The 23,074-nt window shown below is 69.5% G+C and carries 23 protein-coding genes; 13 read left to right on the top strand and 10 right to left on the bottom strand.

The genetic code is table 11. From position 1 onward, the window contains the following. Window positions 1-62: 62 nt before the first annotated feature. The 4 genes from coaD (at window position 63) to BMY22_RS17345 (ending at window position 4,140) form a co-directional block, all read left to right on the top strand. Window positions 63-542, top strand: a complete 480-nt coding sequence (gene coaD / locus BMY22_RS17360) for a pantetheine-phosphate adenylyltransferase (RefSeq protein ID WP_090624131.1) — start codon at window positions 63-65, stop codon at window positions 540-542. A 99-nt stretch (window positions 543-641) separates the two neighbouring features. Beyond that, window positions 642-893 carry a YfhL family 4Fe-4S dicluster ferredoxin gene (locus BMY22_RS17355; protein ID WP_090624130.1) on the top strand — a complete coding sequence of 84 codons (252 nt, stop codon included), beginning with the start codon at window positions 642-644 and terminating at the stop codon, window positions 891-893. A gap of 3 nt (window positions 894-896) precedes the next feature. Further along, window positions 897-2,612: a gamma-glutamyltransferase gene (gene ggt, locus BMY22_RS17350; RefSeq protein WP_090624129.1), complete on the top strand. Its 1,716-nt coding sequence runs from the start codon at window positions 897-899 to the stop codon at window positions 2,610-2,612. Window positions 2,613-2,784: 172 nt separating this feature from the next. Next, on the top strand, window positions 2,785-4,140 hold the full coding sequence (locus BMY22_RS17345; RefSeq protein ID WP_090624127.1) for a (Fe-S)-binding protein: 1,356 nt from the start codon (window positions 2,785-2,787) through the stop codon (window positions 4,138-4,140). Between the two features lie 46 nt (window positions 4,141-4,186). Here BMY22_RS17345 and BMY22_RS17340 read toward each other — a convergent pair whose 3' ends face one another. The 4 genes from BMY22_RS17340 to mutM form a co-directional block, all read right to left on the bottom strand. Continuing rightward, on the bottom strand, window positions 4,187-4,690 hold the full coding sequence (locus BMY22_RS17340; protein ID WP_090624126.1) for a SixA phosphatase family protein: 504 nt from the start codon (window positions 4,688-4,690) through the stop codon (window positions 4,187-4,189). Window positions 4,691-4,842: 152 nt separating this feature from the next. Continuing rightward, window positions 4,843-6,678 carry a Na/Pi cotransporter family protein gene (locus BMY22_RS17335; RefSeq protein WP_090624124.1) on the bottom strand — a complete coding sequence of 612 codons (1,836 nt, stop codon included), beginning with the start codon at window positions 6,676-6,678 and terminating at the stop codon, window positions 4,843-4,845. A gap of 126 nt (window positions 6,679-6,804) precedes the next feature. Beyond that, a complete protein-coding gene (locus BMY22_RS17330) occupies window positions 6,805-7,143 on the bottom strand; it encodes a multidrug transporter (RefSeq protein ID WP_090624123.1) in 339 nt (112 codons plus the stop codon). Window positions 7,144-7,251: 108 nt separating this feature from the next. Beyond that, on the bottom strand, window positions 7,252-8,064 hold the full coding sequence (gene mutM / locus BMY22_RS17325; protein WP_090624121.1) for a bifunctional DNA-formamidopyrimidine glycosylase/DNA-(apurinic or apyrimidinic site) lyase: 813 nt from the start codon (window positions 8,062-8,064) through the stop codon (window positions 7,252-7,254). A 152-nt stretch (window positions 8,065-8,216) separates the two neighbouring features. On the opposite strand from mutM, the gene BMY22_RS17320 reads away from it, so the two are divergent. Then, complete coding sequence (locus tag BMY22_RS17320) at window positions 8,217-9,410, top strand: class I SAM-dependent rRNA methyltransferase (RefSeq protein ID WP_090624120.1); 1,194 nt, start codon at window positions 8,217-8,219, stop codon at window positions 9,408-9,410. Between the two features lie 51 nt (window positions 9,411-9,461). Here BMY22_RS17320 and BMY22_RS17315 read toward each other — a convergent pair whose 3' ends face one another. After that, a complete protein-coding gene (locus BMY22_RS17315; RefSeq protein WP_090624118.1) occupies window positions 9,462-11,213 on the bottom strand; it encodes a DUF4153 domain-containing protein in 1,752 nt (583 codons plus the stop codon). Between the two features lie 164 nt (window positions 11,214-11,377). Between BMY22_RS17315 and ilvD the strand changes: the two genes are divergently transcribed. From ilvD to BMY22_RS17295, 4 genes are all read left to right on the top strand, one after another. Next, window positions 11,378-13,216, top strand: coding sequence for a dihydroxy-acid dehydratase (gene ilvD / locus BMY22_RS17310; RefSeq protein ID WP_090624117.1), 1,839 nt, complete (start codon window positions 11,378-11,380; stop codon window positions 13,214-13,216). 245 nt (window positions 13,217-13,461) lie between these two features. After that, window positions 13,462-13,692, top strand: a complete 231-nt coding sequence (locus BMY22_RS17305) for a DUF4160 domain-containing protein (RefSeq protein WP_090624115.1) — start codon at window positions 13,462-13,464, stop codon at window positions 13,690-13,692. Then, window positions 13,689-14,135 (top strand): DUF2442 domain-containing protein, encoded by a 447-nt coding sequence (locus BMY22_RS17300; protein WP_208599324.1) that lies wholly within the window; start codon window positions 13,689-13,691, stop codon window positions 14,133-14,135. Before BMY22_RS17305 ends, BMY22_RS17300 begins: the two co-directional genes overlap by 4 nt. A gap of 59 nt (window positions 14,136-14,194) precedes the next feature. Then, on the top strand, window positions 14,195-14,650 hold the full coding sequence (locus tag BMY22_RS17295) for a metallophosphoesterase family protein (RefSeq protein ID WP_090624112.1): 456 nt from the start codon (window positions 14,195-14,197) through the stop codon (window positions 14,648-14,650). Between the two features lie 164 nt (window positions 14,651-14,814). On the opposite strand, the gene BMY22_RS17290 is transcribed toward BMY22_RS17295, so the two are convergent. Beyond that, window positions 14,815-15,093 carry a hypothetical protein gene (locus BMY22_RS17290; protein ID WP_090624111.1) on the bottom strand — a complete coding sequence of 93 codons (279 nt, stop codon included), beginning with the start codon at window positions 15,091-15,093 and terminating at the stop codon, window positions 14,815-14,817. 141 nt (window positions 15,094-15,234) lie between these two features. Here BMY22_RS17290 and BMY22_RS17285 point away from each other — a divergent pair, with 141 nt between their 5' ends. Continuing rightward, window positions 15,235-16,383, top strand: coding sequence for an RNA-guided endonuclease TnpB family protein (locus BMY22_RS17285; protein WP_090624109.1), 1,149 nt, complete (start codon window positions 15,235-15,237; stop codon window positions 16,381-16,383). 350 nt (window positions 16,384-16,733) lie between these two features. On the opposite strand, the gene BMY22_RS17280 is transcribed toward BMY22_RS17285, so the two are convergent. Beyond that, window positions 16,734-17,249: a dihydrofolate reductase gene (locus BMY22_RS17280; RefSeq protein ID WP_090624108.1), complete on the bottom strand. Its 516-nt coding sequence runs from the start codon at window positions 17,247-17,249 to the stop codon at window positions 16,734-16,736. Window positions 17,250-17,474: 225 nt separating this feature from the next. Between BMY22_RS17280 and BMY22_RS17275 the strand changes: the two genes are divergently transcribed. Both BMY22_RS17275 and BMY22_RS17270 read left to right on the top strand, forming a co-directional pair. Next, window positions 17,475-18,878 carry a DUF2868 domain-containing protein gene (locus BMY22_RS17275; protein WP_244158905.1) on the top strand — a complete coding sequence of 468 codons (1,404 nt, stop codon included), beginning with the start codon at window positions 17,475-17,477 and terminating at the stop codon, window positions 18,876-18,878. After that, entirely contained in the window at window positions 18,871-20,238 is a 1,368-nt protein-coding gene (locus tag BMY22_RS17270; RefSeq protein WP_167363761.1) for a GTPase/DUF3482 domain-containing protein, read from the top strand. The genes BMY22_RS17275 and BMY22_RS17270 overlap by 8 nt, the downstream gene beginning before the upstream one ends. Window positions 20,239-20,298: 60 nt before the next feature. Here the strand turns inward: BMY22_RS17270 and BMY22_RS17265 are convergent, their stop codons facing one another. From BMY22_RS17265 to BMY22_RS17255, 3 genes are read right to left on the bottom strand one after another with little or no spacing between them, the layout of a single operon-like run. Further along, window positions 20,299-21,093 carry a thymidylate synthase gene (locus BMY22_RS17265; protein ID WP_090624105.1) on the bottom strand — a complete coding sequence of 265 codons (795 nt, stop codon included), beginning with the start codon at window positions 21,091-21,093 and terminating at the stop codon, window positions 20,299-20,301. Further along, window positions 21,090-21,893: a prolipoprotein diacylglyceryl transferase gene (gene lgt / locus BMY22_RS17260; RefSeq protein ID WP_090624103.1), complete on the bottom strand. Its 804-nt coding sequence runs from the start codon at window positions 21,891-21,893 to the stop codon at window positions 21,090-21,092. The genes BMY22_RS17265 and lgt overlap by 4 nt, the downstream gene beginning before the upstream one ends. Before the next feature lie 10 nt (window positions 21,894-21,903). Next, on the bottom strand, window positions 21,904-22,686 hold the full coding sequence (locus BMY22_RS17255) for a sulfite exporter TauE/SafE family protein (RefSeq protein ID WP_090624101.1): 783 nt from the start codon (window positions 22,684-22,686) through the stop codon (window positions 21,904-21,906). A gap of 153 nt (window positions 22,687-22,839) precedes the next feature. On the opposite strand from BMY22_RS17255, the gene BMY22_RS17250 reads away from it, so the two are divergent. Further along, window positions 22,840-23,074, top strand: a 235-nt coding sequence (locus BMY22_RS17250) for a transposase family protein (RefSeq protein ID WP_139211166.1), incomplete at its 3' end; no start/stop codon positions are given.

Below are 23,074 nucleotides of genomic sequence, written 5' to 3'. Positions count from 1 at the left end.
TGGCCGCAGAGGGCCGGCTGAGCTACCATCCGGGCCTCCATGAACCCGCCAAGGACGCCGTGATGAACCGCGTAATCTACCCGGGAACCTTCGACCCCATCACCAAGGGACACGGTGATCTGGTCGAGCGCGCCGCCAAGCTGTTCGAGCAGGTGATCATCGCGGTCGCCGCCAGCCCGAAGAAGAATCCCTTGTTCCCCCTCGAACAACGCGTCGAGCTGGCCCGGGAAGTCACCCGCCACCTGCCCAACGTCGAGGTGGTGGGCTTTTCCAGCCTGCTCGCGCAATTCGCCCGGGACCAGAAGGCCAACGTGCTGCTGCGCGGCCTGCGCGCGGTGTCCGACTTCGAGTACGAGTTCCAGCTCGCCAACATGAACCGCCAGCTGGCGCCGGAGGTGGAAAGCCTGTTCCTCACCCCGTCGGAAAAGCACTCCTACATCTCCTCCACCCTGGTCCGGGAAGTCGCCGCGCTGGGCGGCAACATCGAACAGTTCGTCCATCCCGTGGTGGCCGTCGCCCTACGCGAACGCTTCCGCGCCTGACCGATCACCCCGGAGCGTGCACTGCGGGCGCCGATGCGGCACAATTCGCCCCCTGTCGTTGTCCCAGTGCCGCGGCCGTGACCGCGGCAGGAGTCCTGCATGTCCCTGAAGATCACCGACGATTGCATCAACTGCGACGTCTGCGAACCCGAGTGCCCGAACGGCGCCATCTCCCAGGGGGAAGAGATCTACGTGATCGACCCCAACCTGTGCACCGAATGCGTCGGCCACTACGACGAACCCCAATGCCAGCAGGTCTGCCCGGTAGACTGCATCCCGAAGGACGAAAACCGCGTCGAGAGCCGCGACGAGTTGATGCAGAAGTACCTGATCATCACCGGCAAGGCTTGACCCTTGCCCGGCGAGGGAACGCCCCCGCGTCCTGAATGGCGCCTCGGCCGGCTCCTCGCCGGCCTGGCGCTGCTGGCCCTCGCGGCCACCGCCCAGGCGCAGCCCCCCGTCCGCGCCGCCCTCGCCACCCCGCACCCCGAAGCCGGCGCCGCCGGCCGATCGATTCTCGAACGGGGCGGCAACGCCTTCGATGCCGCCGTGGCGATCGCCGCCAGCCTGGCGGTGATCGAGCCCTACGGCTCCGGCCTCGGCGGCGGCGGCTTCTTCCTGCTGCGCGAGGAGCAGGACGCGGCGCCGGCCCGCTACCGTTTCCTCGATGCCCGCGAACGCGCGCCCCTCGCCGCTCACGCCGAACTCTACGTACGCGACGGCAAGGCCCGGCCCGAACTGTCCCGCGACGGCGCCCTGGCCGCGGCGATTCCCGGCCTGCCGGCGGCGCTGGTCGAGCTGGCCGCCCGCCACGGCCGCCTGCCCCTGGCCGACAGCCTGGCGCCGGCGATCCGCCAGGCCCGCGACGGTTTCGCCGTCGACCGCCTCTACCGGCAGCGCGCCCAGTTCCGCCTGAGCGCCCTGCGCGACGACCCGGAGAGCGCCCGACTGTTCCTCGCCGACGGCGAGATCCCTGCCGAGGGCCGCCGGCTGCGCCAGCCGGAGCTGGCCGAAACCCTGCAGCAGCTTGCCGAGCAGGGCCGCGAGGGCTTCTATGCCGGCCCCGTCGCCGAGCGGCTGGTCGCCGGGGTGCGCGCCGCCGGCGGCATCTGGAGCCCGGAGGATCTGGCCCGCTACCGGGTGGTCGAGCGCGAGCCGCTGCGCGTTGCGCTGGCCGAGAGCCGCGAACTGATCGGCGCGCCGCCGCCCTCGGCCGGCGGCATCGCCCTGGCGCAGAGCCTCGGCATGCTCGAGCAGCTGCCCTGGCGGGCGGCCGACCGCGTACAGCGCGCCCATTACGTGGTCGAGGCGCTGCGCCGCGCCTTCCGCGACCGCAGCCTGCTCGGCGATCCGGACTTCGTCGCCAACCCCGTCGAGCGCCTGCTCGCCCCCGCCTACCTGCGCGAACTGGCCGCCGGCATCGACCCGCAGCGGGCCACTCCCAGCGCCAGCCTGCCGCCGGCGCCGGCCTGGCGCGAAGGCGAGCACACCACCCATTTCGCCGTGCTGGATGCCGAGGGCAACGCGGTGGCCGCCACCCTGTCGATCAACCTGCCGTTCGGCGCCGCCTTTAGCGTGCCGGGCACCGGGGTGCTGCTCAACGACGAGATGGACGACTTCGCCGCCGACCTGCAGAGCGCCAATGCTTACCAGCTCGCCGCCAGCCCGGCCAACGCGGTCGCCGCCGGCAAGCGGCCGCTGTCGAGCATGAGCCCCACCTTCCTCGACAGCTCCGGCGAACTCGCCGCCTTCGGCACCCCCGGCGGCAGCCGCATCCCCGGCATGGTCCTGCTGGCCGTGCTGGACTACCTCGACGGCCAGCCGATCCGGCGCTGGCCGGCGGTGCCGCGCTACCATCACCAGTACCTGCCGGATGTCATCGAGTACGAGCCGGAGGCCTTCACGGCTGCGGAAATCGCCGAGCTGCAGGCCCGCGGCTACCCGTTGAGGGAACGCGAGCCCTACGGCAACCAGCAGGTGCTGCGCTGGGACAAGCGCAGCGGCGAGGTCGAGGCGGCCAGCGATCCGCGCGGTCTGGGCCGCCCGGACTACCTGCCCGCCCGGCGTTGAGTCACGCCCGTCCGGCCATCGCGGTACGCCCGTGCTGGCATCCGTCCCGGCACTTGCTTAGCATGGCATCCATCCGCATTCAGCCCGTAGCCGCCCGAACCATGACCATTCGCCGCTCCCGCTCGCCCCTTCGCCTCGCGTTCCCTGCCATTTTCCGGGAGGAACTCGCCCGATGAAAACCTTCCTCGACTGGTCCGCCTACCAGGACGCCGGCATGGGGGACGCCTATGCCGACATCCCCAAGCACGGCGACAACTTCGCCAAGGCGGTGGCGGTGTGCATCAACAGCCGCCAGTGCGAAGCCGACGGCAAGCAGGTGATGTGCCCGAGCTTTCGCGTCAGCGGCAACGAACACCTCTCCACCGGCGGCCGGGTCCGCCTGCTCAAGGCGGCGCTGAACAGCGACCTGGCCGAACAGGCGCTGGCCGATCCCGCCCTGGCCGAGGCCATGGACCTCTGCGTGGCCTGCAAGGGCTGCAAGCGCGAGTGCGAGGCCAACGTCGACATGCCGCTGATCAAGGCCGAATACCTCGCCCAGCGCGCCGCGCGCCAGGGACTGAGCTGGCGCAGCCGGCTGTTCGGCCATACTCCGCGCTGGCTGCACCGCGCGCCCTGGCTGAAACCCCTGGTGCGCTGGCGCAACGCCAGTCCGCTGCTGGCGCGGCTGTCCGAACGGCTGTTCGGCCTGGCCGCCGTGCGCGTCCTGCCCGAGCCGGCGCCGCAGCCGTTCGCCGCTGCGCCGGCCAATAGCACACCCGCCTCGGGCCTGCCCGAGGTGGTGCTGCTGGTCGACACCTTCACCCGCCACTTCGAGCCGGGCATCGCCGAGGCGGCGCTCGCCGTGCTGCAGGCCGGCGGCTACCGGGTACTGATCGCCGAGCCCGAGGCCAGCGACGGCGAACCGGCGCGCGCCCTGTGCTGCGGCCGCACCTACCTGGCCCAGGGCATGGTCGAGGAAGCGCGGAGCGAGGCCCGGCGGCTGATCCAGGCGCTGCTGCCCCACGTGCAGGCCGGGCGCACCGTCGTCGGCCTGGAAGCCTCCTGCGTGCTCGGCCTGCGCGACGACGCCCAGGCGCTGGGGCTCGGCGAGGCGGTGGAACAGGTGGCCAAGCACACCCTGCTGTTCGAGGAATTCCTCGCCCGCGAGTCCACCGCCAAGCGCCTCGACCTGCCGCTCAAGGCCCTTGCCGAACGCGAAACCCTGGTCCACGGCCACTGCCACCAGAAGGCGGTGGGCGCCATGAAATCCATGCGCCGGGTGCTCAAGCTGATCCCCGACCACGAATTCACCCTGATCGAGGCCGGCTGCTGCGGCATGGCCGGCACCTTCGGCATCGAAAAGGAACATGCCGAGATGTCGTCCCGGATGGCCGAACAGGCGCTGCTACCCGCTCTGCGGGAAAAACCCGAAGCGCGGGTGGTGGCCAACGGCTTCTCCTGCCGCCACCAGATGCGCGCCCACGGCGACCAACGGCCCCGCCACCTGGCCGAGCTGCTGCGCGATGCGCTGGTGGAACAGGACGGCTGAAGCGGGTACCAGATCGTAGGTCGGGGTTCGCGAGGCTCCCTCCGGCCTACGGCGCCCCTCTCCCCTTCTTCTTCGGATAATCCAGCACCACCCGCTCGGGAGGGATCTTGCCGACCTCCGCCCAGGACTTCGTAGCGAAGCGGAACTCGGCGACGGCGCAGGTCGGCAGGTGGGTGATCTCGCTCGACAGGAGGTGGGCAAATTCGCTCAACTCCGGGTTGTGGCCGACCAGCAGCACGGACTTCGGCTGGTCGCCCAGCGCCTGAACGACCTCGAGCAGGTCGTCCGCCTGGCAGGCATAGAGTCGGTCATCCACCACGATATACTTGCGCCCGTAATCGAGCGCCTTGGCGATGGCCTCCGCCGTCGCCAGGGCGCGTGTCGCCGGACTCGACAGGATCAGATCGGGCTTCACGCCGCGCTGCGCCAGGCGCTTGCCCATTTTCGCCACCTCGCGCCAGCCCCGATCCGCCAAGGGTCGGTCCCGGTCGGGCAGTGCGGCGTCGTCCCAACTCGACTTGGCGTGGCGAACGAGCCATAGCGTTTTCATTGCATTCGTCCGTATGTTCGGAAAGAGCGGCCATTCCCGCGGAATAGGCCGTTCGAGCGACGCAATCGGCTCGCCGTCGAAGACGGCATCCACATGCGACATCGACTCACCCTAGACCAGCGCCGCCGGCTTGCAAGCCGGCGGCATGGTGGCTACCTCAAGCGAATCAACGGCTCGCCCTCGGCCGCCAGCCGGCGCAGCGGGCGGAACTGGCCCTGCTCCTCGGCGAGCAGCAGCACGTTGCGCAGGCTCTGGACGATGCGGCTGGTGTAGCCCAGGTCGTTCATCAGCGAGCCGGTCTGCAGGCCGTCCAGTTCCCGGCGGCGCGCGGCGGCGAACAGCCGGACGCGGAACTGCGCATCGAAGTCCGCCGCCCGCTCGTCGAGCAGTTGCAGGCGCTCGCGCCAGGCCTCGTCCGGCACCTCCAGGCGGCCCAGTTCGCGGACCTCGTGCAGCATCGCCAGCAGATGCCGGCGCAGGTCGACGTAGGCCTCGCGGGCCGGCGACTCCTCGCCGCGCAGGTAGTGGCCGAGGTTCTTCTGCAGGTGCTTGGCGTCCTTCACCGCGTCCACCAGCTGCAGCGCGGCCAGCTGGCAGGCGATCCAGAACTGCTGGCGGGCCTCGTCCCGCGACATGTCCACACGCCCCATGAAGCTCAGCAGGTCGCCGTAGACCCCCTTGATGTGCCACTGGTAGAGCGCCTCGGCGTCCAGATAGCGGTGGTCCGGCCGCGCGCGCAGCAGCGTCTCGTCGGGCCGGTCGCCGGCCAGTTGCTCCACCGGCAGATAGAGCGCGTGGCAGATCACCTCCAGGCTCAGGCGGCCGAGGTGCTGCAGCTCCTGCAGCACCGCGCTGGCGGCGGCGTCGGCCGACTCCAGCAGGCTGTCGCCGAGATAGCGCGCGCGGGTCCGCGACACCGCGGCCGCACCGGGTTCCTGTGCGGTGATCAGCACCGGCGGCTCGCGGCGCGACGGCAGCCAGCGCTCCAGCAGGCCGACCAGCTGTCTCTGCCAGGGCCAGAACAGCAGCACGCCGAAGGCATTGAACAGGGAATGGAACAGCGCCAGCTGGAGCAGCCGGTTGTCCGCCAGCCCCAGCGGCACCGCCAGCCACTGCGTCAGCCAGGTCAGGGGCGAGAGCAGGGCCAGCGTCGCCAGCGAGGTGAGCCCGTTGAACAGCGCATGGGCCAGCGCCAGCTGCTGCCCGGCGCGGTTGCCGCCGAGGATGCCGGCGACCGCGGTACTGACGCTGCCGCCGACATGGGCACCGATGGCGATGGCCAGACCCTGGCCCAGCTCCAGCCGGGCGCCGGCCAGGGCCGTCAGGGTCAGCATCAGGGTCGCCTGGCTGGACTGCAGGATCACGGTGAGCACCACGCCGAGCAGTACGAAGAGCAGCTGTCCGCTCAGCCCGTCGGCCGGATGGCCGGTCATGTCCAGGGCGGCGCCGAAACTGGAAAAGCCCTCCTTGATCTGCTCGATGCCGAGAAACAGGAAGCCGACGGCCAACAGGATGCGCCCGGTCGCCCGGCTCTTCGGCCCGTTGAAGCCGATCAGCACGCCGAACACCAGCAGCGGCAGGGCCAGCGGGGCGAGGTCGAAGGCGTGCCCGGCCAGCGCCAGCAGCCAGATGCCGCTGGTGCTGCCGAGGTTGGCGCCGAACACCACGGTCAGGCCGCCGGCCAGGGAAATCAGTCCGCTGCTGACGAAGGCGATGGTGAGCAGCGACACCAGGGTGCTCGACTGCAGCAGGAAGGTGCCGGTGACCCCGAACAGGAAGCCCTTCAGCGGCGTGGCCGTGCTGCGCCCGAGCAGCGCCTCCAGTCGACCGCCGGCCAGCTCCTTGAGCCCTTCCTCCAGGCACTGCATGCCGAACAGGAAGAGCGCGAGCCCCGCGCACAGCTGCAACCAGCCGTGGCTGAGCCAGAAGGAATAGGCCAGCCCGAGGCCGACCAGGAACGCGACAAGGAATCTGGAATAGCGCTTCAAGGACCGGGATTTCCCGTTGCCGGAGAGTGCCTCGCCCGCGGGCAGGGGACAAAGCCTACGCCGCCGGCAGGGTGACGGGAAGCCTCGGAGCGCGGGCGCGCGGCAGGGTACGCCGGCTGCCCCGGATCAGTCCTGACGATAGCCGCTGGTGGTGCAGCCGAGGCAACGCACGAACGCCTCCCGGCCCGGAGCGACGACCAGCGACTGACCGGCTTCCTTGACGTTCCCCCCCAGCGCGGTGAACGGCAGGCTGATCACGAAGGCCGCCGTACCGGCGAGGGTGGCGGCGATCAGGAACGGCCGGGCGACGATCAGGTCGCCGATCATCGCGTAGGCCGGCGGCGCCTCGAGGGTATAGGTGGGGTCGCCACTGACATTGGAGCGCTCGACTTCGCCGTGCGCCGGCAGAGCCGAAAGGCCAGTGGTCAGCGCCAGGACAAGGGCGATCGAACGAAGCGGAGACATGCGGCAGTCCTTCATCGGTGTTTTGGGCAGGGCCGCGACTATAGCAGCGCCCCCGACCGGGCCGGCGTGACGGCCATCAATCGGCGAAGATCGAGGCAGCACGCCCCTTCAGCGCTGGCAGCGCCCGCAATAGACGCTGGCGCGCTGGCCGAGACGCACCTCGTGCAGGGTCGCGCCGCAGACCGTGCAGAACGCGCCGCCGCGCCCGTAGACCAGCAGCTCCTGCTGGAAGTAGCCGGGCTTGCCGTCGCCGCCGACGAAGTCGCGCAGGGTGGTGCCGCCGCATTCGATGGCCTGGGCGAGGATGCGCCGGATCTCGGCCGCCAGCCGGTCGTAGCGCGCCCGCGAGACCGAACCGGCCTCCCGGCGCGGGTCGATGCCGGCGGCGAACAGCGCCTCCGAAGCATAGATGTTGCCCACCCCGACCACCACGGCGTTGTCCATGATGAACGGCTTGACGGCCACCCGCTTGCCGCGCGACAGCCGGTACAGGCGCTCGCCGTCGAAGGCCTCGCCCAAGGGCTCGGGGCCGAGTCCGACGAGCAGTTCGTGGCCGAGCGGGTCGGCGCTCCACAGCAGCGCGCCGAAGCGCCGCGGGTCGGTGTAGCGCAGCGCCAGCCCGGAGGCCAGCTCGATGTCCACGTGGGCGTGCTTTTCCGCCGGCAGCCCGGCCTCGACCAGGCGCAGGCTGCCGGACATGCCCAAATGGGCGATCAGGGTGCCCGTCTCGGCACGGATCAACAGATACTTGGCGCGGCGCTCCACCGCCTCGATGCGCTGGCCGGACAGGCGCACGTCGAGATCCTCGGGAATCGGCCGGCGCAACCGCCGCTCGCGGACGACGACCCGCGCGACGCGCTGGCCGACGAGATGCGGCGCGATCCCGCGGCGGGTGGTTTCGACTTCGGGCAGTTCGGGCATGGCGACAGACAAGGGCTGGACGGGGGTGCCAACATAGCAGGATTGCTCGCCCGCCGGCGACAGCGGGCCACCGGCAGGAACGGCTTCGTCCGTGCCTGCCGCCCGCCAGCCGCGCCCTCCGCTATACTCCGCGCTTTTTGCGAGAGTGCCCCATGTCCCTGCCCAGTCTGCGACTGAAAGCCAACGCCGAGCGCCGCCTGCGCGCCGGCCACCTGTGGGTCTACAGCAACGAGGTGGACGTCCTCGCCACCCCGCTGACCGCCTTCCAGGCCGGCGACCAGGCGATCCTCGAAGCGGCCGGCGGCAAGGCCCTCGGCATCGTCGCACTCTCGCCGAACAACCTGATCTGCGCGCGGCTGATCTCCCGCGACCTCAAGCACCCGCTGGACAAGTCGCTGCTGGTGCACCGCATCAACGTCGCCCTGTCGCTGCGCGAGCGGCTGTTCGACGCGCCCTGCTACCGGCTGGTCTACGGCGACTCCGACCTGCTGCCCGGCCTGGTGGTGGACCGCTTCGGCGACCATCTGGTGGTGCAGCTCGCCTCCGCCGCCATGGAGCGCCACAAGGACGCCGTGGTCGAGGCGCTGGTGCAGGTGCTCAAGCCCGCCGGTATCCTGTTCAAGAACGACTCCAGCGCCCGCGATGCCGAAGGCCTCGAACGCTACGTCGAGACCGCCTTCGGCGTGATGCCGGAGTGGGTGGCGCTGGAGGAGAACGGCGTGAAGTTCGAGGCGCCGGTGCAGGGCGGGCAGAAGACCGGCTGGTTCTATGACCACCGCCTGAACCGCGCGCGCCTGACGCCCTACGTCAAGGGCAAGCGGGTGCTCGACCTGTTCAGCTACGTCGGCGGCTGGGGCGTGCAGGCCGCGGCGTTCGGCGCGACCGAGGTGATGTGCGTGGACGGCTCGGCGCTGGCGCTGGACGGCGTCGAGCGCAACGCGGCGCTGAACGGCGTGGCCGAGAAGATGACCTGCGTCGAGGGCGACGTGTTCGAGGCGCTGAAGGAGCTGAAGGCCGCCGAGGAACGCTTCGACGTGGTGATCGCCGACCCGCCCGCCTTCATCAAGCGCAAGAAGGACCTGAAGAACGGCGAGGCCGCCTACCGCCGCCTCAACGAGGCGGCCATGCGCCTGCTGACCAAGGACGGCATCCTGGTCAGCGCCTCCTGCTCCATGCACCTGCCGGAGGACGACCTGCAGAACATCCTCCTCTCCAGCGCCCGCCACCTCGACCGCCACATCCAGCTGCTCGAACGCGGCGGCCAGGGCCCGGACCACCCGGTCCACCCGGCCATCGCCGAAACCCGCTACATCAAGAGCCTGACCTGCCGGATTCTGCCGAGCTGAGGCGGATGCTGCTCGCGCCCATGCTCCCGCGTGGGCGTGCAGCCTCCGGATTCAGTTCAGGTTGGGTTCGAAGCGGACACCACCGACCTCCAGTGCTTGGTAACGCGGCGCCACCCGCCTGAAGCCCTCCCGGCGAATCCGCTCGGCCAGCTCCACCCCCGACAGCGCCCCGGCGACCGGCTGCTTCAAGCGCCCGATCTGTTGCCAACCACGCACCGGGTCGCGCGCCAGAATCGGCAACGGTAACGGATAACGCTGTTCGCCGCAGATCACCAGCACTTCCTCTACACCATCGCCGTCCAGATCCACCGCCAGCAGACTGCACGCCGCCCGCCGGCAATCACTCAGCTCGGCGAGCCGGGCCAACAGCCCCTCGATATTCTCCGGCGGCGCCCCCAGCCACTGCGGCTGTAGTTGGGTGGTCGCCTCCGCCTCGCGCCGGTTGCGCTGCCACTCCCCGTAATGCTTGCTCTGCTGCAAGCGCTGCAGATCCGCACGCAACGGCGCGGCCTGCTCCGGCGGCAAGGCGCCGGGCTGCTCGACCAGTTGCTCGAGGCGCGCCAGATAGCGTCGTCCCGGCTCACCGAGCCGGAAGCGCAACAATCCCGCGTCGAACTGCCCGGCCGCCACCTGCCCGGCCAGCAGACGGCGGAACTGGCTGGCCGCACTCAGCTCCTGCGGACTGAACCAAGGCGTCTGCAGTAGCACCAACAAAACGGCCAGCGTCAGCGCGATGGGCGGATTGCTGCGGCGCAGCCCGCCCAGCCAGACGTCCCCGCGCCGCAGCACGGCCCCCGCCGCCGCCACGGCGCACAGCAACGCCATGAAGACCAGCAGACCGACCAGCACGCGCGAGGGCGTCAGGCCGTACTGCTGCACCCGCAGCCACAGCGCATACCCCGCCAGAGCGGCCAGCAGCGGCAAGGCCAGCAGGCTGGCCTCCACCAGAGCCCGCAGCGACCGTGCATAGCCGGGCGACTGGCGACCATCCTGGAACACCCCGTTGAGCAGGCACAGATGGGCGAAGACCAGCGCCAGCAGGATCGCCGCGGCACGCTTGGTCCGCCATAGCGGCTCCAGGCCAATGAACGGCAGGCAGGCCACGAACAGCAGGACGATCAGCACGGTCAACGGCAGCAAGGCCCGGCAGATCGCCAGCAGGATGCCGTGCAGCGCCTCGATCACCTGATCGCGCTGCAGTCCGATGCGCACCCCCATCGCGAACACCAGCGCACAACTGAGCCAGGCAAACACGCGGTTGAAGAACAACGCAGCGAAGAAGTTGATGCCCACCACCGAGAACAGCCCCGCCCACAGGGCGATCAGCAGCCAGAACAAACCGACCAGCAAGGCCGCCAGCAACAGGATCAGGCCGTTGTTCCAGGCGTGGCGGTAGAGGGCCGTGTAGTCGAAGCGCCCGCCCGAGCGCGAATCCCATGCCTGGATGAACGGCGTGAGGATGTAGAACAGCACCAGATCGCCGAACAACAGCGCGCTCCCGGACGAGTCGCTCCAGCGGAGCGAATCTTGCGGGCTGCTCTGCCAGACGAACCAGGCCACCAGAACCGCCAGCAGCAGCGCACAGCCCGACACCAGTCGCCAGCGCTGCGCCTCGCGAAAACGCTCCCAGAGCAGTTGCACCTGCAAGGCGCCGATCAGGACGAAGGTCAGCAACCCGGCTAGGAACGCCCGATCGTTTCCCGCGGACGACCAGGCCTCCGTCACGCTCAACAGCGTCAGCCCCTGAAGGAGGCCCAGCCCCAGATAGATCTCCAGCGAATGACGGTCGCCGTTTTCGGCCATGTCGACGATCTCCCTATCGAGTGACATCCACGTGCTTATAGCGCTCCACGCTGCCCCGCGCGCTCGACCGGGGCACAGATCCACCCGCCAGCCGCCCGATGCACCCTCCCGCCAATCGCGCTATCCTGCGCAGTCCCGTATCCGCCTGATTTCCGAGAACCGTCATGCCTGACTATCGCTCGAAAACCTCCACCTTCGGCCGCAACATGGCCGGCGCCCGCGCGCTGTGGCGCGCCACCGGGATGAAGGACGAGGACTTCAAGAAGCCGATCATCGCCGTCGCCAACTCCTTCACCCAGTTCGTGCCCGGCCATGTGCACCTGAAGGACCTGGGCCAGCTGGTCTGCCGCGAGATCGAGAAGGCCGGCGGCGTGGCCAAGGAATTCGACACCATCGCCGTCGACGACGGCATCGCCATGGGCCACGACGGCATGCTCTATTCGCTGCCGTCGCGCGAGATCATCGCCGACTCCGTGGAGTACATGGTCAACGCCCACTGCGCCGACGCGCTGGTGTGCATCTCCAACTGCGACAAGATCACCCCCGGCATGCTGATGGCCGCCCTGCGCCTGAACATCCCGGTGGTGTTCGTCTCCGGCGGACCGATGGAAGCCGGCAAGACCAAGCTGGCCAGCCACGGCCTCGACCTGGTCGACGCCATGGTCGCCGCCGCCGACGCCAGCTGCTCCGACGAGAAGGTCGAGGAATACGAGCGCAGCGCCTGCCCGACCTGCGGCAGCTGCTCCGGCATGTTCACCGCCAACTCGATGAACTGCCTGGCCGAGGCTCTCGGCCTGGCGCTGCCGGGCAACGGCACCACCCTGGCCACCCACGCCGACCGCGAGCAACTGTTCCTGCGCGCCGGCCGACTGATCGTCGAGCTCTGCCAGCGCTACTACGGCGAGGGCGACGAGTCGGTGCTGCCGCGCTCGATCGCCAGCGTCAAGGCCTTCGAGAACGCCATGACCCTTGACATCGCCATGGGCGGCTCGACCAACACCATCCTGCACCTGCTGGCCGCCGCCCAGGAGGCCGAGGTCGACTTCGACCTGCGCGACATCGACCACCTGTCCCGCCGCGTGCCGCAGCTCTGCAAGGTCGCGCCGAACATCCAGAAGTACCACATGGAAGACGTGCACCGCGCCGGCGGCATCTTCGCCATCCTCGGCGAACTGGCCCGCGGCGGCCTGCTGCACACCGACGTGCCCACCGTGCACAGCCCGAGCATGAGTGATGCCATCGCCCAGTGGGACATCACCCAGACCCGCGACGAGGCCGTGCACACCTTCTTCAAGGCCGGTCCGGCGGGCATCCCCTCCCAGGTCGCGTTCAGCCAGTCGACCCGCTGGCCGAGCCTCGACATCGACCGCTTCGAGGGCTGCATCCGCAGCGTCGAGAACGCCTATTCCCAGGAAGGCGGCCTGGCCGTGCTCTACGGCAACATCGCCCTGGACGGCTGCGTGGTGAAGACCGCCGGCGTGGATGAATCCATCCTGGTATTCGAAGGCACGGCGAAGATCTTCGAGAGCCAGGACGCCGCGGTGAAGGGCATCCTCGCCGACGAGGTGAAGGCCGGCGACGTGGTGATCATCCGCTACGAAGGCCCGAAGGGCGGCCCGGGCATGCAGGAAATGCTCTATCCGACCTCGTATCTGAAGTCCAAGGGACTCGGCAAGCAGTGCGCCCTGCTCACCGACGGGCGCTTCTCCGGCGGCACTTCGGGCCTCTCCATCGGCCACGCCTCGCCGGAAGCGGCCGCGGGCGGCGCCATCGGCCTGGTCGAGGACGGCGACAAGATCCTCATCGACATCCCCAACCGCAGCATCAACCTGCTGGTGTCCGACGAGGAGCTGAAGGCCCGCCGCCTGCACCAGGACCACAAGGGCTGGAAGCCGGCCGCCCCGCGCGCGCGCAAGGTCAGCACCGCGCTCAAGGCCTACGCCCTGCTCGCCACCAGCGCCGACAAGGGCGCGGTGCGCAACAAGGCGCTGCTCGGCGATTGAAAGCCGTAGGATGGAAAACCGCACAGCGTTTTCCACCAAACCGTCACCTACCAAGCCCGGCCCCGCGCCGGGCTTTGGCTATCCGGCCGCTCGAGCGGCCGGCAGGCCGGGTGGATCTCGTTGTACCTGATCGACTCTCTCAATGCCGCCGAAGCCGACGCCGTTCTCCGGGGCAAGGATCTACGGCGCTTGGCACAGGTCGATCGTCGCTCGCCCGGTGCAATGATTGCACCTATACTATCCTCATGCCCACACTCAAACGCCTGACCAACTGCTCCATCACCCTTTACGCTGGCGACCACCTACCACCGCACTTTCATGTCCGCCTGCAGGATGGCCGCGAGGCGCTGGTGGAAATCGCCAGCCTGACTGTCCTGTCCGGACGTATTGCCCGCCGCGAACTCGCCGAGGCACTGACCTGGGCGGCCGAGCATCGAGCCCTGCTGATTGCCACGTGGGAGGAACTGAATCCATGAGCAACCGACATTTCACTCTCATCCAGGTCGAGGTCATAGGGCCATGCCGCCTGCGCCTGGCCTTCGCCGATGGGGCCCAGCTAGAGGTCGAACTGAGCGACATCGTCCGCCGCTACCCGACCCTGACCGCGCTGACCGACCCGGCCGTGTTCGCCACGGCGGCGCCGGGGGAATGGGGCGGCAGCGTCGTCTGGAACGGCGACGACAACCTGGAGCTGGCCGCCGACAACCTGCGGGCGCGTGCCGTGGAGCAGGCTGGCGGCTACTCCCATGAGCTGATCTGGAACTGGATGGCTCGCCACGGGCTGACGCTGGACAGTGCTGCCGAAGCTCTTGGCCTGAGCCGACGCATGCTGGCCTACTACCGCAGCGGCGCCAAGCCGGTCCCCCGCACCGTGGCCCTCGCCCTGCGCGGCTGGGAAGCCGAACAGCAGGCGGCCTGATCCCCTTTTTCCGTCACCCGGCCCCGCGCTGGGCTTTGGCTTTCTGCCCGGAGCTGCCCATGAAAATCGGCCTGATCTCCGACACCCACGGCCTGCTGCGTCCCGCGGCGCTGGCCGCCCTCGAGGGCTGCGAGCGGATCGTCCACGCCGGCGACATCGGCACGCCGGAGATCCTTGACGCCCTGCGCCGGCTGGCGCCGCTCACGGCGGTGCGCGGCAACAACGACCGCGGCGGCTGGGCCGAAGTCCTGCCCCGACAGGTCGAACTGGAAGTGGGCGGCCTGCGCCTCTTCGTCGTCCACCAGCCGGCCCATCTGCCGGCCGACCTGGCTGGACGCGGCTTCAAGGTGGCGGTCTGCGGGCATTCGCACAAGCCGCGCATCGAGGAGAAAGGGGGACTGCTGCTGGTCAACCCCGGCAGCGCCGGCCCGCGGCGCTTCAAGCTGCCGCTGGCGGTCGGGCTGCTGCATATCGAGGGTGACGAGGTCCGTGCCGAGCTGATCGAGCTGCCGTAGAGCGGCCCCGTCGCCGGGAAAGAAGGGGTAGGAACGCTCGGCGATCAAACTTCCAGCCCACGGAAACGACACCGCCGGGCAGACGGTGTGTCTGCCCGGCGGTGCTCGTCAGGCTCGGAAAGCCCCGCGCTCGCGGGTGGTTTCCTGCCTTTGGGGAGGAAGGATTACTGGCCTTCGTCCTTGGCGTCGAACTCCAGGCCGCCGATGTACTTGACCGCGAAGTTGTACAGGGTGCAGCCGATCCGAACGGCGAGATAGCCCATGACCAGGTAGAACAGCGGCACGAGCAGGATGGTGATGAACGGCGGCCGGCCCTGCGGGGGCACGAACAGCGAAAGGAACAGCAGGAAGGGAACGAAGACGAAGAAGGACGTGGCCGCCGTCAGAATGCCGCAGACCTTGCCATTCTGATGGGGGGACAGCCGGGTGATCTGATGTTTCATCGGGTCTTTGCGCGAGAAACCCCGTCCTTTTAGGTCGGGGAGGGATAGCGCGGCGCCCGCAGGGCGCCCCTGTTCTCGCTTCTCCTTGGGTTGGGGCTATCTTGGGTTGATCCTTTGGCTGGATGTACATACAGTTAAAGCATGAAGACGAAGCGCGCTTTCAAGTACCGTTTCTACCCGACGCCCGAGCAGGAAAGCCTGCTGGCGCAGACCTTCGGCTGCGTGCGCTTCGTCTACAATACGATCCTGGCCTGGCGCACCGAGGCCTATCGGTCGGAGCAGAAGCGCATCGGCTATGCGGCCGCCAGCGCCCAGTTGACCGCGCTGAAGAAGACTCCGGAACGGGCCTTTCTCAACGAGGTGTCCAGCGTTCCCCTGCAGCAGTGCCTCCGGCACCAGCAGAAAGCCTTCCAGGCCTTCTTCGAAAAGCGCGCCAGCTATCCGGCGTTCAAGTCGAAGAAACAGCGTCAGTCGGCCGAGTTCACCGCCTCCGCCTTCCAGTACCGGGGCGGCCAGCTGTTTCTCGCCAAGTGCAAGGAGCCGCTGCCGATCCGCTGGACGAAACAGCGCGAGACATTGCCCTCGACGCCGTCGACGGTGACAGTCACGCGGGACACGGCCGGCCGCTACTTCGTTTCGCTGCTGTGCGAGGTCGAGGCCCAGCCGCTGCCGGTGTCGCCGCGGACCACCGGCATAGACCTGGGCCTGAAGGCGCTGTTCGTCACCGCCGAGGGCGAGCGGATCGACAACCCGCGCCACACGGCGAAGTACGCAGCCCGGCTGGCGAAAGCCCAGCGGGCGCTGTGCCGCAAGCAGCGCGGCTCGAAGAACCGTGCCAAGGCCCGGCAGAAGGTGGCCCGCCTGCACGCGAAAATCACCGACACCCGACTCGACGGCTTGCACCAGTTGTCGCGCAGACTGATCGACGAAAACCAAGTGGTCTGTGTCGAGTCGTTGGCGGTGAAAAACCTGATCCGTAACCGGGCGCTGAGCAAGTCGATTGCCGATGCCGGCTGGGGCGAACTGGTCCGCCAGCTCGAGTACAAGGCGGCCTGGGCCGGACGCCAGGTGGTCAGGCTGGACCGCTGGTTTCCCAGCAGCAAGCGCTGCTCGTGCTGCGGTCACACCCTGGCCTCGCTGCCGCTGAAGGTCCGCGACTGGACCTGTCCGGCCTGCGCCACAGAACACGACCGCGACCTAAATGCCGCGGTTAACATCAAAGCCGCCGGGCTGGCGGTGTTAGCCCTTGGAGAGAACGTAAGTGGCATCGGTCGTGTATCGCTGTCCTGATCTCGGTGAATTGGGAATCCCCGTCCTTCAGGGCGGAGAGCAGTCAAATGCTGCTACTTCCGCCGAGATTGATTGATCCTGTTGCGCGTAATGCTACCGCCAGCGGCGCCGGGGGAGCGAGCGCAAGACCTTTTCAAAACTTGATATGGATCAAACCCTTACCGTAGAAGTTCGGCCGATGGTGCCAACTGCGACACTCGACCGCACGCCGCTGGAAAATCGCTCCGCGCGTTTACCTCCGATGCAGGGCCGATGACGGCGGGCGGAAGGAAAACGCCGCCGGTTTCCCGCCGCGACGACAGCAGGGCGCCGCGCCGGAAGCTCGGAAGGATAGCTGCCCGTCGCCTCCCCTACCCCCGCTCCCACACCTCGAAGGCATACCCCGGCGCGTCCGCCGTGGCCGGGTGTTCCTCGCGGGAGGCGCGGCGCCAGTCGGCGGGGTTCCAGGCGGGGAAGAAGGCATCGCCCGCCGGGGCGAGGTCGATGCGGGTCAGGTAGAGGCGCACGGCCTGCGGCAGGGCCTGGGCGTAGAGTTGCGCGCCGCCGATCAGCATCACTTCGCGTGCGCCCTGCTCGCGGGCCCAGGCGTCGGCGCGAGCCAGGGCAGTCTCCAGCGACGCGAAGGTTTCGGCGCCTTCCAGAGCGAGGCCGGGCTGGCGGCTGACCACCAGGTTGAGCCGGCCGGGCAGCGGGCGGCCGAGGGAGTTCCAGGTCTTGCGGCCCATGACGATCGGCTTGCCGAGGGTGCTGGCCTTGAAGTGCTTGAGGTCCGCCGGCAGGTGCCAGGGCATGCGGTTGTCGCGGCCGATCACACGGTTGGCGGCGACGGCGGCGATCAGGGCGAGGGGGAGTCGAGACGTGTTCATGGCGGCGAGCTTAGCAGAGCCGCCCGGCCGGCGGCGACTGGCGCACGGCCGCTCGTACAACCGCCACGGAGCTGTTATCCAGGCATCGCCCGGTGCCTGCGCGAACAACCGCGAAGCGTCTGCCGGGTGCGCCCTACCGCCCCGGTACAGCCGTTTCGAGTTGCCCGCGGCCGGGTCCGAACGGGTATCCTCATGGCTGGAACCGAACCACCATCGAGAGACCGCGTGAGCACTGCCGCCCCTCCACCGACCGATTTCAACCGCCTCTGGCTGACCGAAACCATCCGCCTGCGCGAAGAGTTCGCCGGCCCGCTGGAGGACGGCGAAGCCAACCGCCGCGCCCGCGCCGCCGGCGGCAACCTGACCCGGCGCATCCAGACCCGCGCCCTCTGGCTGGCCGAGCGCGACGGGCTGCTCGACGCCCTGCGCCACTGGCGTCAGGGCGGCGGCCTGGCGCTGGCCATCCTGCTGGCCCTCGCCGTGGGCGGCGGCGCCAGTCTGGCGCTGGCCGCCCTCGGCGCCGAGCAGAAAGGACCGATCAACGTGTTCTGGGCCCTCGGCAGCCTGCTCGGCCTCCATCTGCTGACCCTCGGCGGCTGGCTGCTCGGCCTGTTCTTCGCCGCCGATGGCGGTGGCGGCGCCCTCGGCCGCCTATGGCTGTGGCTCAGCGAAAAGCTCGCCCGCGACGCCAAGGTGGCGCTGCTGGCTCCGGCGCTGCTGCTCCTGCTGCAGCACCGGCGCCTCGGCCGCTGGGGGCTGGGCCTGCTGGTCCACGGCTTCTGGCTGCTCACCCTGACCAGCGCGCTGGTCACCCTGCTGGCGCTGATGTCGACCCGCAGCTACGGCTTCTACTGGGAAACCACCCTGCTCAACGGCGACACCTTCGTCGCCCTGACCCAGAACCTCGGCGCCCTGCCGGCAATGCTCGGCTTCAGCCTGCCGGACCCGGCGACGATCCGCGCCAGCGCCGACCAGGCGCTGAGCGTCGAGGCCGCTCGCCAGGGCTGGGCCGGCTGGCTGCTCGGCGTGCTGCTGGTGTACGGCCTGCTGCCGCGCCTGCTGCTCGCGCTGCTCTGCCTGAACCGCTGGCTTTCCGGCCGCGCCCACCTCGCCCCGGACCTGTCGCTGCCCGGCTATCGCCTGCTCGCCGAGCGCCTGCAGCCCTCCAGCGAGCGCCTCGGGGTCTGCGACGCCGCCCCCGAAACCCTGCCCCAGGTGCCGAGCAGCGCCCTGGGCCGACCGGCCGAGAGCACGCCCGCCCTGCTGGTCGCCGTCGAGCTGGACGAGAACCGTCCCTGGCCGCCGGTACTGCCCGGCGGGGTCGGCGATGCCGGCGTCCTCGACAGCCGCGAGCAACGCCGCCGGCTGCTCGAACGCCTCGCCGGACAGCCGCCGGCACGTCTGGCGGTGGCCGTCGACCCGCAACGCTCGCCGGACCGCGGTACCCTGGCGCTGCTCGGCGAACTCTCGCGCAGCGCCGGCCGGACGCGGGTCTGGCTGCTCCCGCCGCCGCCCGGCGAGACGCTGAACGACGAGCGCCTGGACGACTGGCACATCGCCCTCAACCAGCTGGGCCTGCACTACGGCAGCGACGCCCCGCTGGGCTGGCTGGAGACCGGAGATGACTGAGCCGCTGAAACTCGCCGTGGTCGGCCACACCAACGTCGGCAAGACCTCGCTGCTGCGCACCCTGACCCGCGACATCGGCTTCGGCGAGGTCTCGCACCGGCCGAGCACCACCCGCCACGTCGAGGGGGCGCGCCTCTCGGTGGACGGGGAGGCACTGCTCGAGCTGTACGACACCCCCGGCCTGGAGGACGCCATCGCCCTGTTCGAACACATCGAGCGTCTGGAGCGCCCCGGCGAGCGCCTCGACGGCCCGTCGCGGATCACCCGCTTCCTCGACGGCGCCGAGGCCCGCCAGCGCTTCGAGCAGGAGGCCAAGGTGCTGCGCCAGCTGCTCGGCTCCGCCGCCGGGCTCTACGTGATCGACGCCCGCGAGCCGGTGCTGGCCAAGTACCGCGACGAACTCGAGGTGCTCACCGCCTGCGGCCGGCCGCTGCTTCCGGTGCTGAACTTCGTCGCCAGCGCCGGTACCCGCGAGGAGTCCTGGCGCGCGGCCCTGGGCCGTCTCGGCCTGCACGCCATGGTGCGCTTCGACACCGTGGCGCCGCCGCAGGACGGCGAGCGGCGCCTCTACGAAAGCCTCGCGCTGCTGCTGGAGAAGGCCCGCCCGCAGCTGGAGCGCCTGATCCGCTCCCACGAGGCCCAGACCGCGGCCCGCCTGGACAGCGGCAACCGGCTGATCGCCGAACTGCTGCTCGACGTCGCCGCCTGCCGGCGCAGCGTCGAGGCCCGGGCCGAGCCGGAGCAGGCCGCCATCCGCGAGCTGCACGAAGCCGTGCGCCAGCGCGAGCAGCGCTGCGTCGAGGACCTGCTGCGACTCTACGCCTTCCGCCCGGAGGACGCCGCGGCCGCCGACCTGCCGCTGCTCGACGGGCGCTGGGGCGAAGACCTGTTCAATCCTGAAACCCTGAAACAGCTCGGCGTGAAGATCGGCGGCGGCCTGGCCGCCGGTGCCGCGGCCGGCGCCGGGGTCGATTTCCTGCTCGGCGGCCTGACCCTGGGCACCGCAGCGCTGCTCGGCGCGCTGGCCGGCGGCGGCGCGCAGACCGCCCGCCACTACGGCAACCGCATCCTAGGGAAACTGCGCGGCGAGCGCGAGCTGACCGTGGACGACGCCGTGCTGCGCCTGCTCGCCCTGCGCCAGTGCCAGCTGCTCAAGGCCCTCGCCGCCCGCGGCCACGCCGCGCAGCAGGCGATCCGCCTGGACACCCCGCAGGAGCGGAGCTGGCGCGAGGATCAGCTGCCCGAGCCCCTGCTCAAGGCCCGCGCCCACCCGGAGTGGTCGTCGCTCAATCCGGGTGGCCGGCTGGGCCGGAGCGAACGCCAGGAAGCGATCGCCCGGCTGGCTACGGAGCTGGCCTAAGGCTCCTCGCCCCTGCGGGGAAAGGGCCGGGGCGAGGGCAACGGGAAGGCACGGCCCGGATCAGACCGCCACCGGCGCCTTGATGTGCGGGTGGGACTGGTAGCCGAGCAGTTCGACGTCCTCGAAGCGGAAGGCGAAGAGGTCCTGCACCGCCGGGTTGAGCTTCATCTGCGGCAGCGGCAGCGGCGCGCGGGAGAGCTGCAGATCGGCCTGCTCCAGGTGGTTGGCGTAGAGGTGGCAGTCGCCGCCGGTCCAGACGAACTCGCCGGGCGCCAGGCCGCAGACCTGCGCCACCATCATGGTCAGCAACGCGTAGCTGGCGATGTTGAAGGGCACGCCGAGGAAGATGTCCGCCGAGCGCTGGTAGAGCTGGCAGCTGAGCTTGCCCTCGGCGACGTAGAACTGGAACAGCGCGTGGCACGGCGGCAGCTTCATCTCCTCGATCAGCGCCGGGTTCCAGGCCGAGACGATCAGCCGGCGCGAGTCCGGGTTCTTCTTGATCATCTCCACGACGTTGGCAATCTGGTCGATGTGCCGGCCGTCCGGCGCCGGCCAGCTGCGCCACTGGTAGCCGTAGACCGGGCCGAGGTCGCCGTTCGCGTCGGCCCACTCGTCCCAGATCGACACGCCGTGGTCCTGCAGGTAGCGGATGTTGGTGTCGCCCTGGAGGAACCACAGCAGCTCGTGGACGATGGATTTGAGGTGGCACTTCTTGGTGGTCACCAGGGGGAAGCCGTCGGCGAGGTCGAAGCGCATCTGGTGGCCGAACACGCTGTACGTGCCGGTGCCGGTGCGGTCGCTCTTGAAGGTGCCGTGCTCGCGCACCCGGCGCATCAGGTCGAGGTACTGTTTCATCGGGCGACTCCGTGTAGGGACTGGCGACGGTAGGCCCAGGCCATCAGGCCGGCGCCGCCGAGGACCATCGGCAGGCAGAGCAACTGGCCCATGGTCAGCCAGCCGAAGGCCAGATAGCCGAGCTGGGCGTCCGGCACCCGGACGAACTCGACGATGAAGCGGAAAATTCCGTAGCAGAGCAGGAACAGCCCGGACACCGCCATGGTCGGCCGGGGCTTGCGCGAGTAGATCCAAAGGATGGCGAACAGCGCCACGCCCTCCAGGGCGAACTGATAGAGCTGCGAGGGATGGCGCGGCAGCCGCTGCGGGTCGGTGGGGAAGATCATCGCCCAGGGCAGGTCGGTGGCCTTGCCCCACAGCTCGGCGTTGATGAAGTTGCCGATCCGCCCGGCCCCCAGGCCGATCGGCACCAGCGGGGCGATGAAGTCCATCAGCTCGAAGAAACCCTTGCCGTTGCGCCGGGCGAAGATCCAGCTGCACAGCAGCACGCCGAGCAGCCCGCCGTGGAAGGACATGCCGCCCTTCCAGAGCTGCAGGATCAGGCTGGGATCGTGCAGGTAGGCCGGCAGGTCGTAGAACAGCACGTAGCCCAGCCGGCCGCCGACGATCACCCCCAGGGCGACCCAGAACACCATGTCGGAGAGCTTCTCGCGGCTCCACTCCGGAGCGAAGCCGGCCACCCGGCGCGAGGCCAGCCACCAGGCGCCGCCGATGCCGACCAGGTACATCAGGCCGTACCAGTGGACCTTGAGCGGGCCGAGGGCAACGGCCACGGGATCGATTTGCGGATAGGGCAGCATCCGGGGCTCCTCAGAACAGGAAAAACAGTCCGACGCCCAGCAGCTGCAGGGCGAACAGGCGCTTGAGCAGCCGCGGCGGCAGGCGGTGCGCCAGATTGGCGCCGAACCGGGCGAAGAACATGCTGGTCGTGGCAATGCCGAGCACCGCCGGCAGGTAGACGAAGCCCAGGCTCCACGACGGCAGGTGGGCCTCGCCCCAGCCGACGACCATGAAGCTCAGCGCGCTGCACAGGGCGATCGGCAGGCCGCAGGCCGCCGAGGTCGCCACCGCCTGCGGCATCGGCACGCTGCGCCAGGTCAGGAAGGGTACGGTGAGCGAGCCGCCGCCGATGCCGAAGATCGCCGAGGCCCAGCCGATCACTACCCCGGCCAGGCTCAGGCCGGGCTTGCCGGGCACCTCGCGGCGGGCCTTGGGCTTGAGGTCGAGGCCCATCTGCAGGCCGATGGCGATGGCGAACACACCGATGACCTTCTGCAGCATCGGTCCCTTGATCGCCGCCGCGGTCAGGCTGCCGAGTACCGCACCGGCGAGGATGCCGACCGTCAGCCAGGCGAAGATCGGCCAGAGCACCGCGCCCTTGCGATGATGCGCCAGCACCGAGTTGATCGAGGTGAAGACGATGGTGGCGAGCGAGGTGCCCACCGCCAGGTGGGTCAGCACGGCCGGATCGAAACCCTGGGCAGTGAAGCTGAACACCAGCACCGGCACGATGACGATCCCGCCGCCGATACCGAACAGTCCTGCCAGCACACCGGCGGCCGCCCCCAGCGGCAGATACAGCAGAAACTCCATCGCGAGCCCCTTACGCAGAGAAAGGCGGCATGGTACCGGAATTTGGTAACCGCCCGCCAAAGCGCAGGCGCTTGCGCAGGGCAATCGCGCTACATCGCTCTTGCGTTGGACGAGGATTAGCGGTAACGGACAAGACTTTTCCGAGCCCCCATCATGCTGCCCAATCCCCAGCCCTACTTCGCCAAGCTCGTCGACCCACGGCGCGAAACCCGCAACAAGCTGCACGCCCTGCAGGACATCGTCATGATCACGCTCTGCGCCACCCTGTGCGGTTATGACGACTGGGTCGGCATCGAGGACTTCGCCCACGAGAACGAAGCCTGGCTGCGCGAGTTCCTGCCGCTGCCCAACGGTATTCCCTCGCACGATACCCTCAGCGACGTCATCG

This window comes from Azotobacter beijerinckii (genome assembly GCF_900110885.1).
Classification (GTDB): domain Bacteria; phylum Pseudomonadota; class Gammaproteobacteria; order Pseudomonadales; family Pseudomonadaceae; genus Azotobacter; species Azotobacter beijerinckii.
This window is presented reverse-complemented; position numbering and strand designations above follow the sequence as displayed.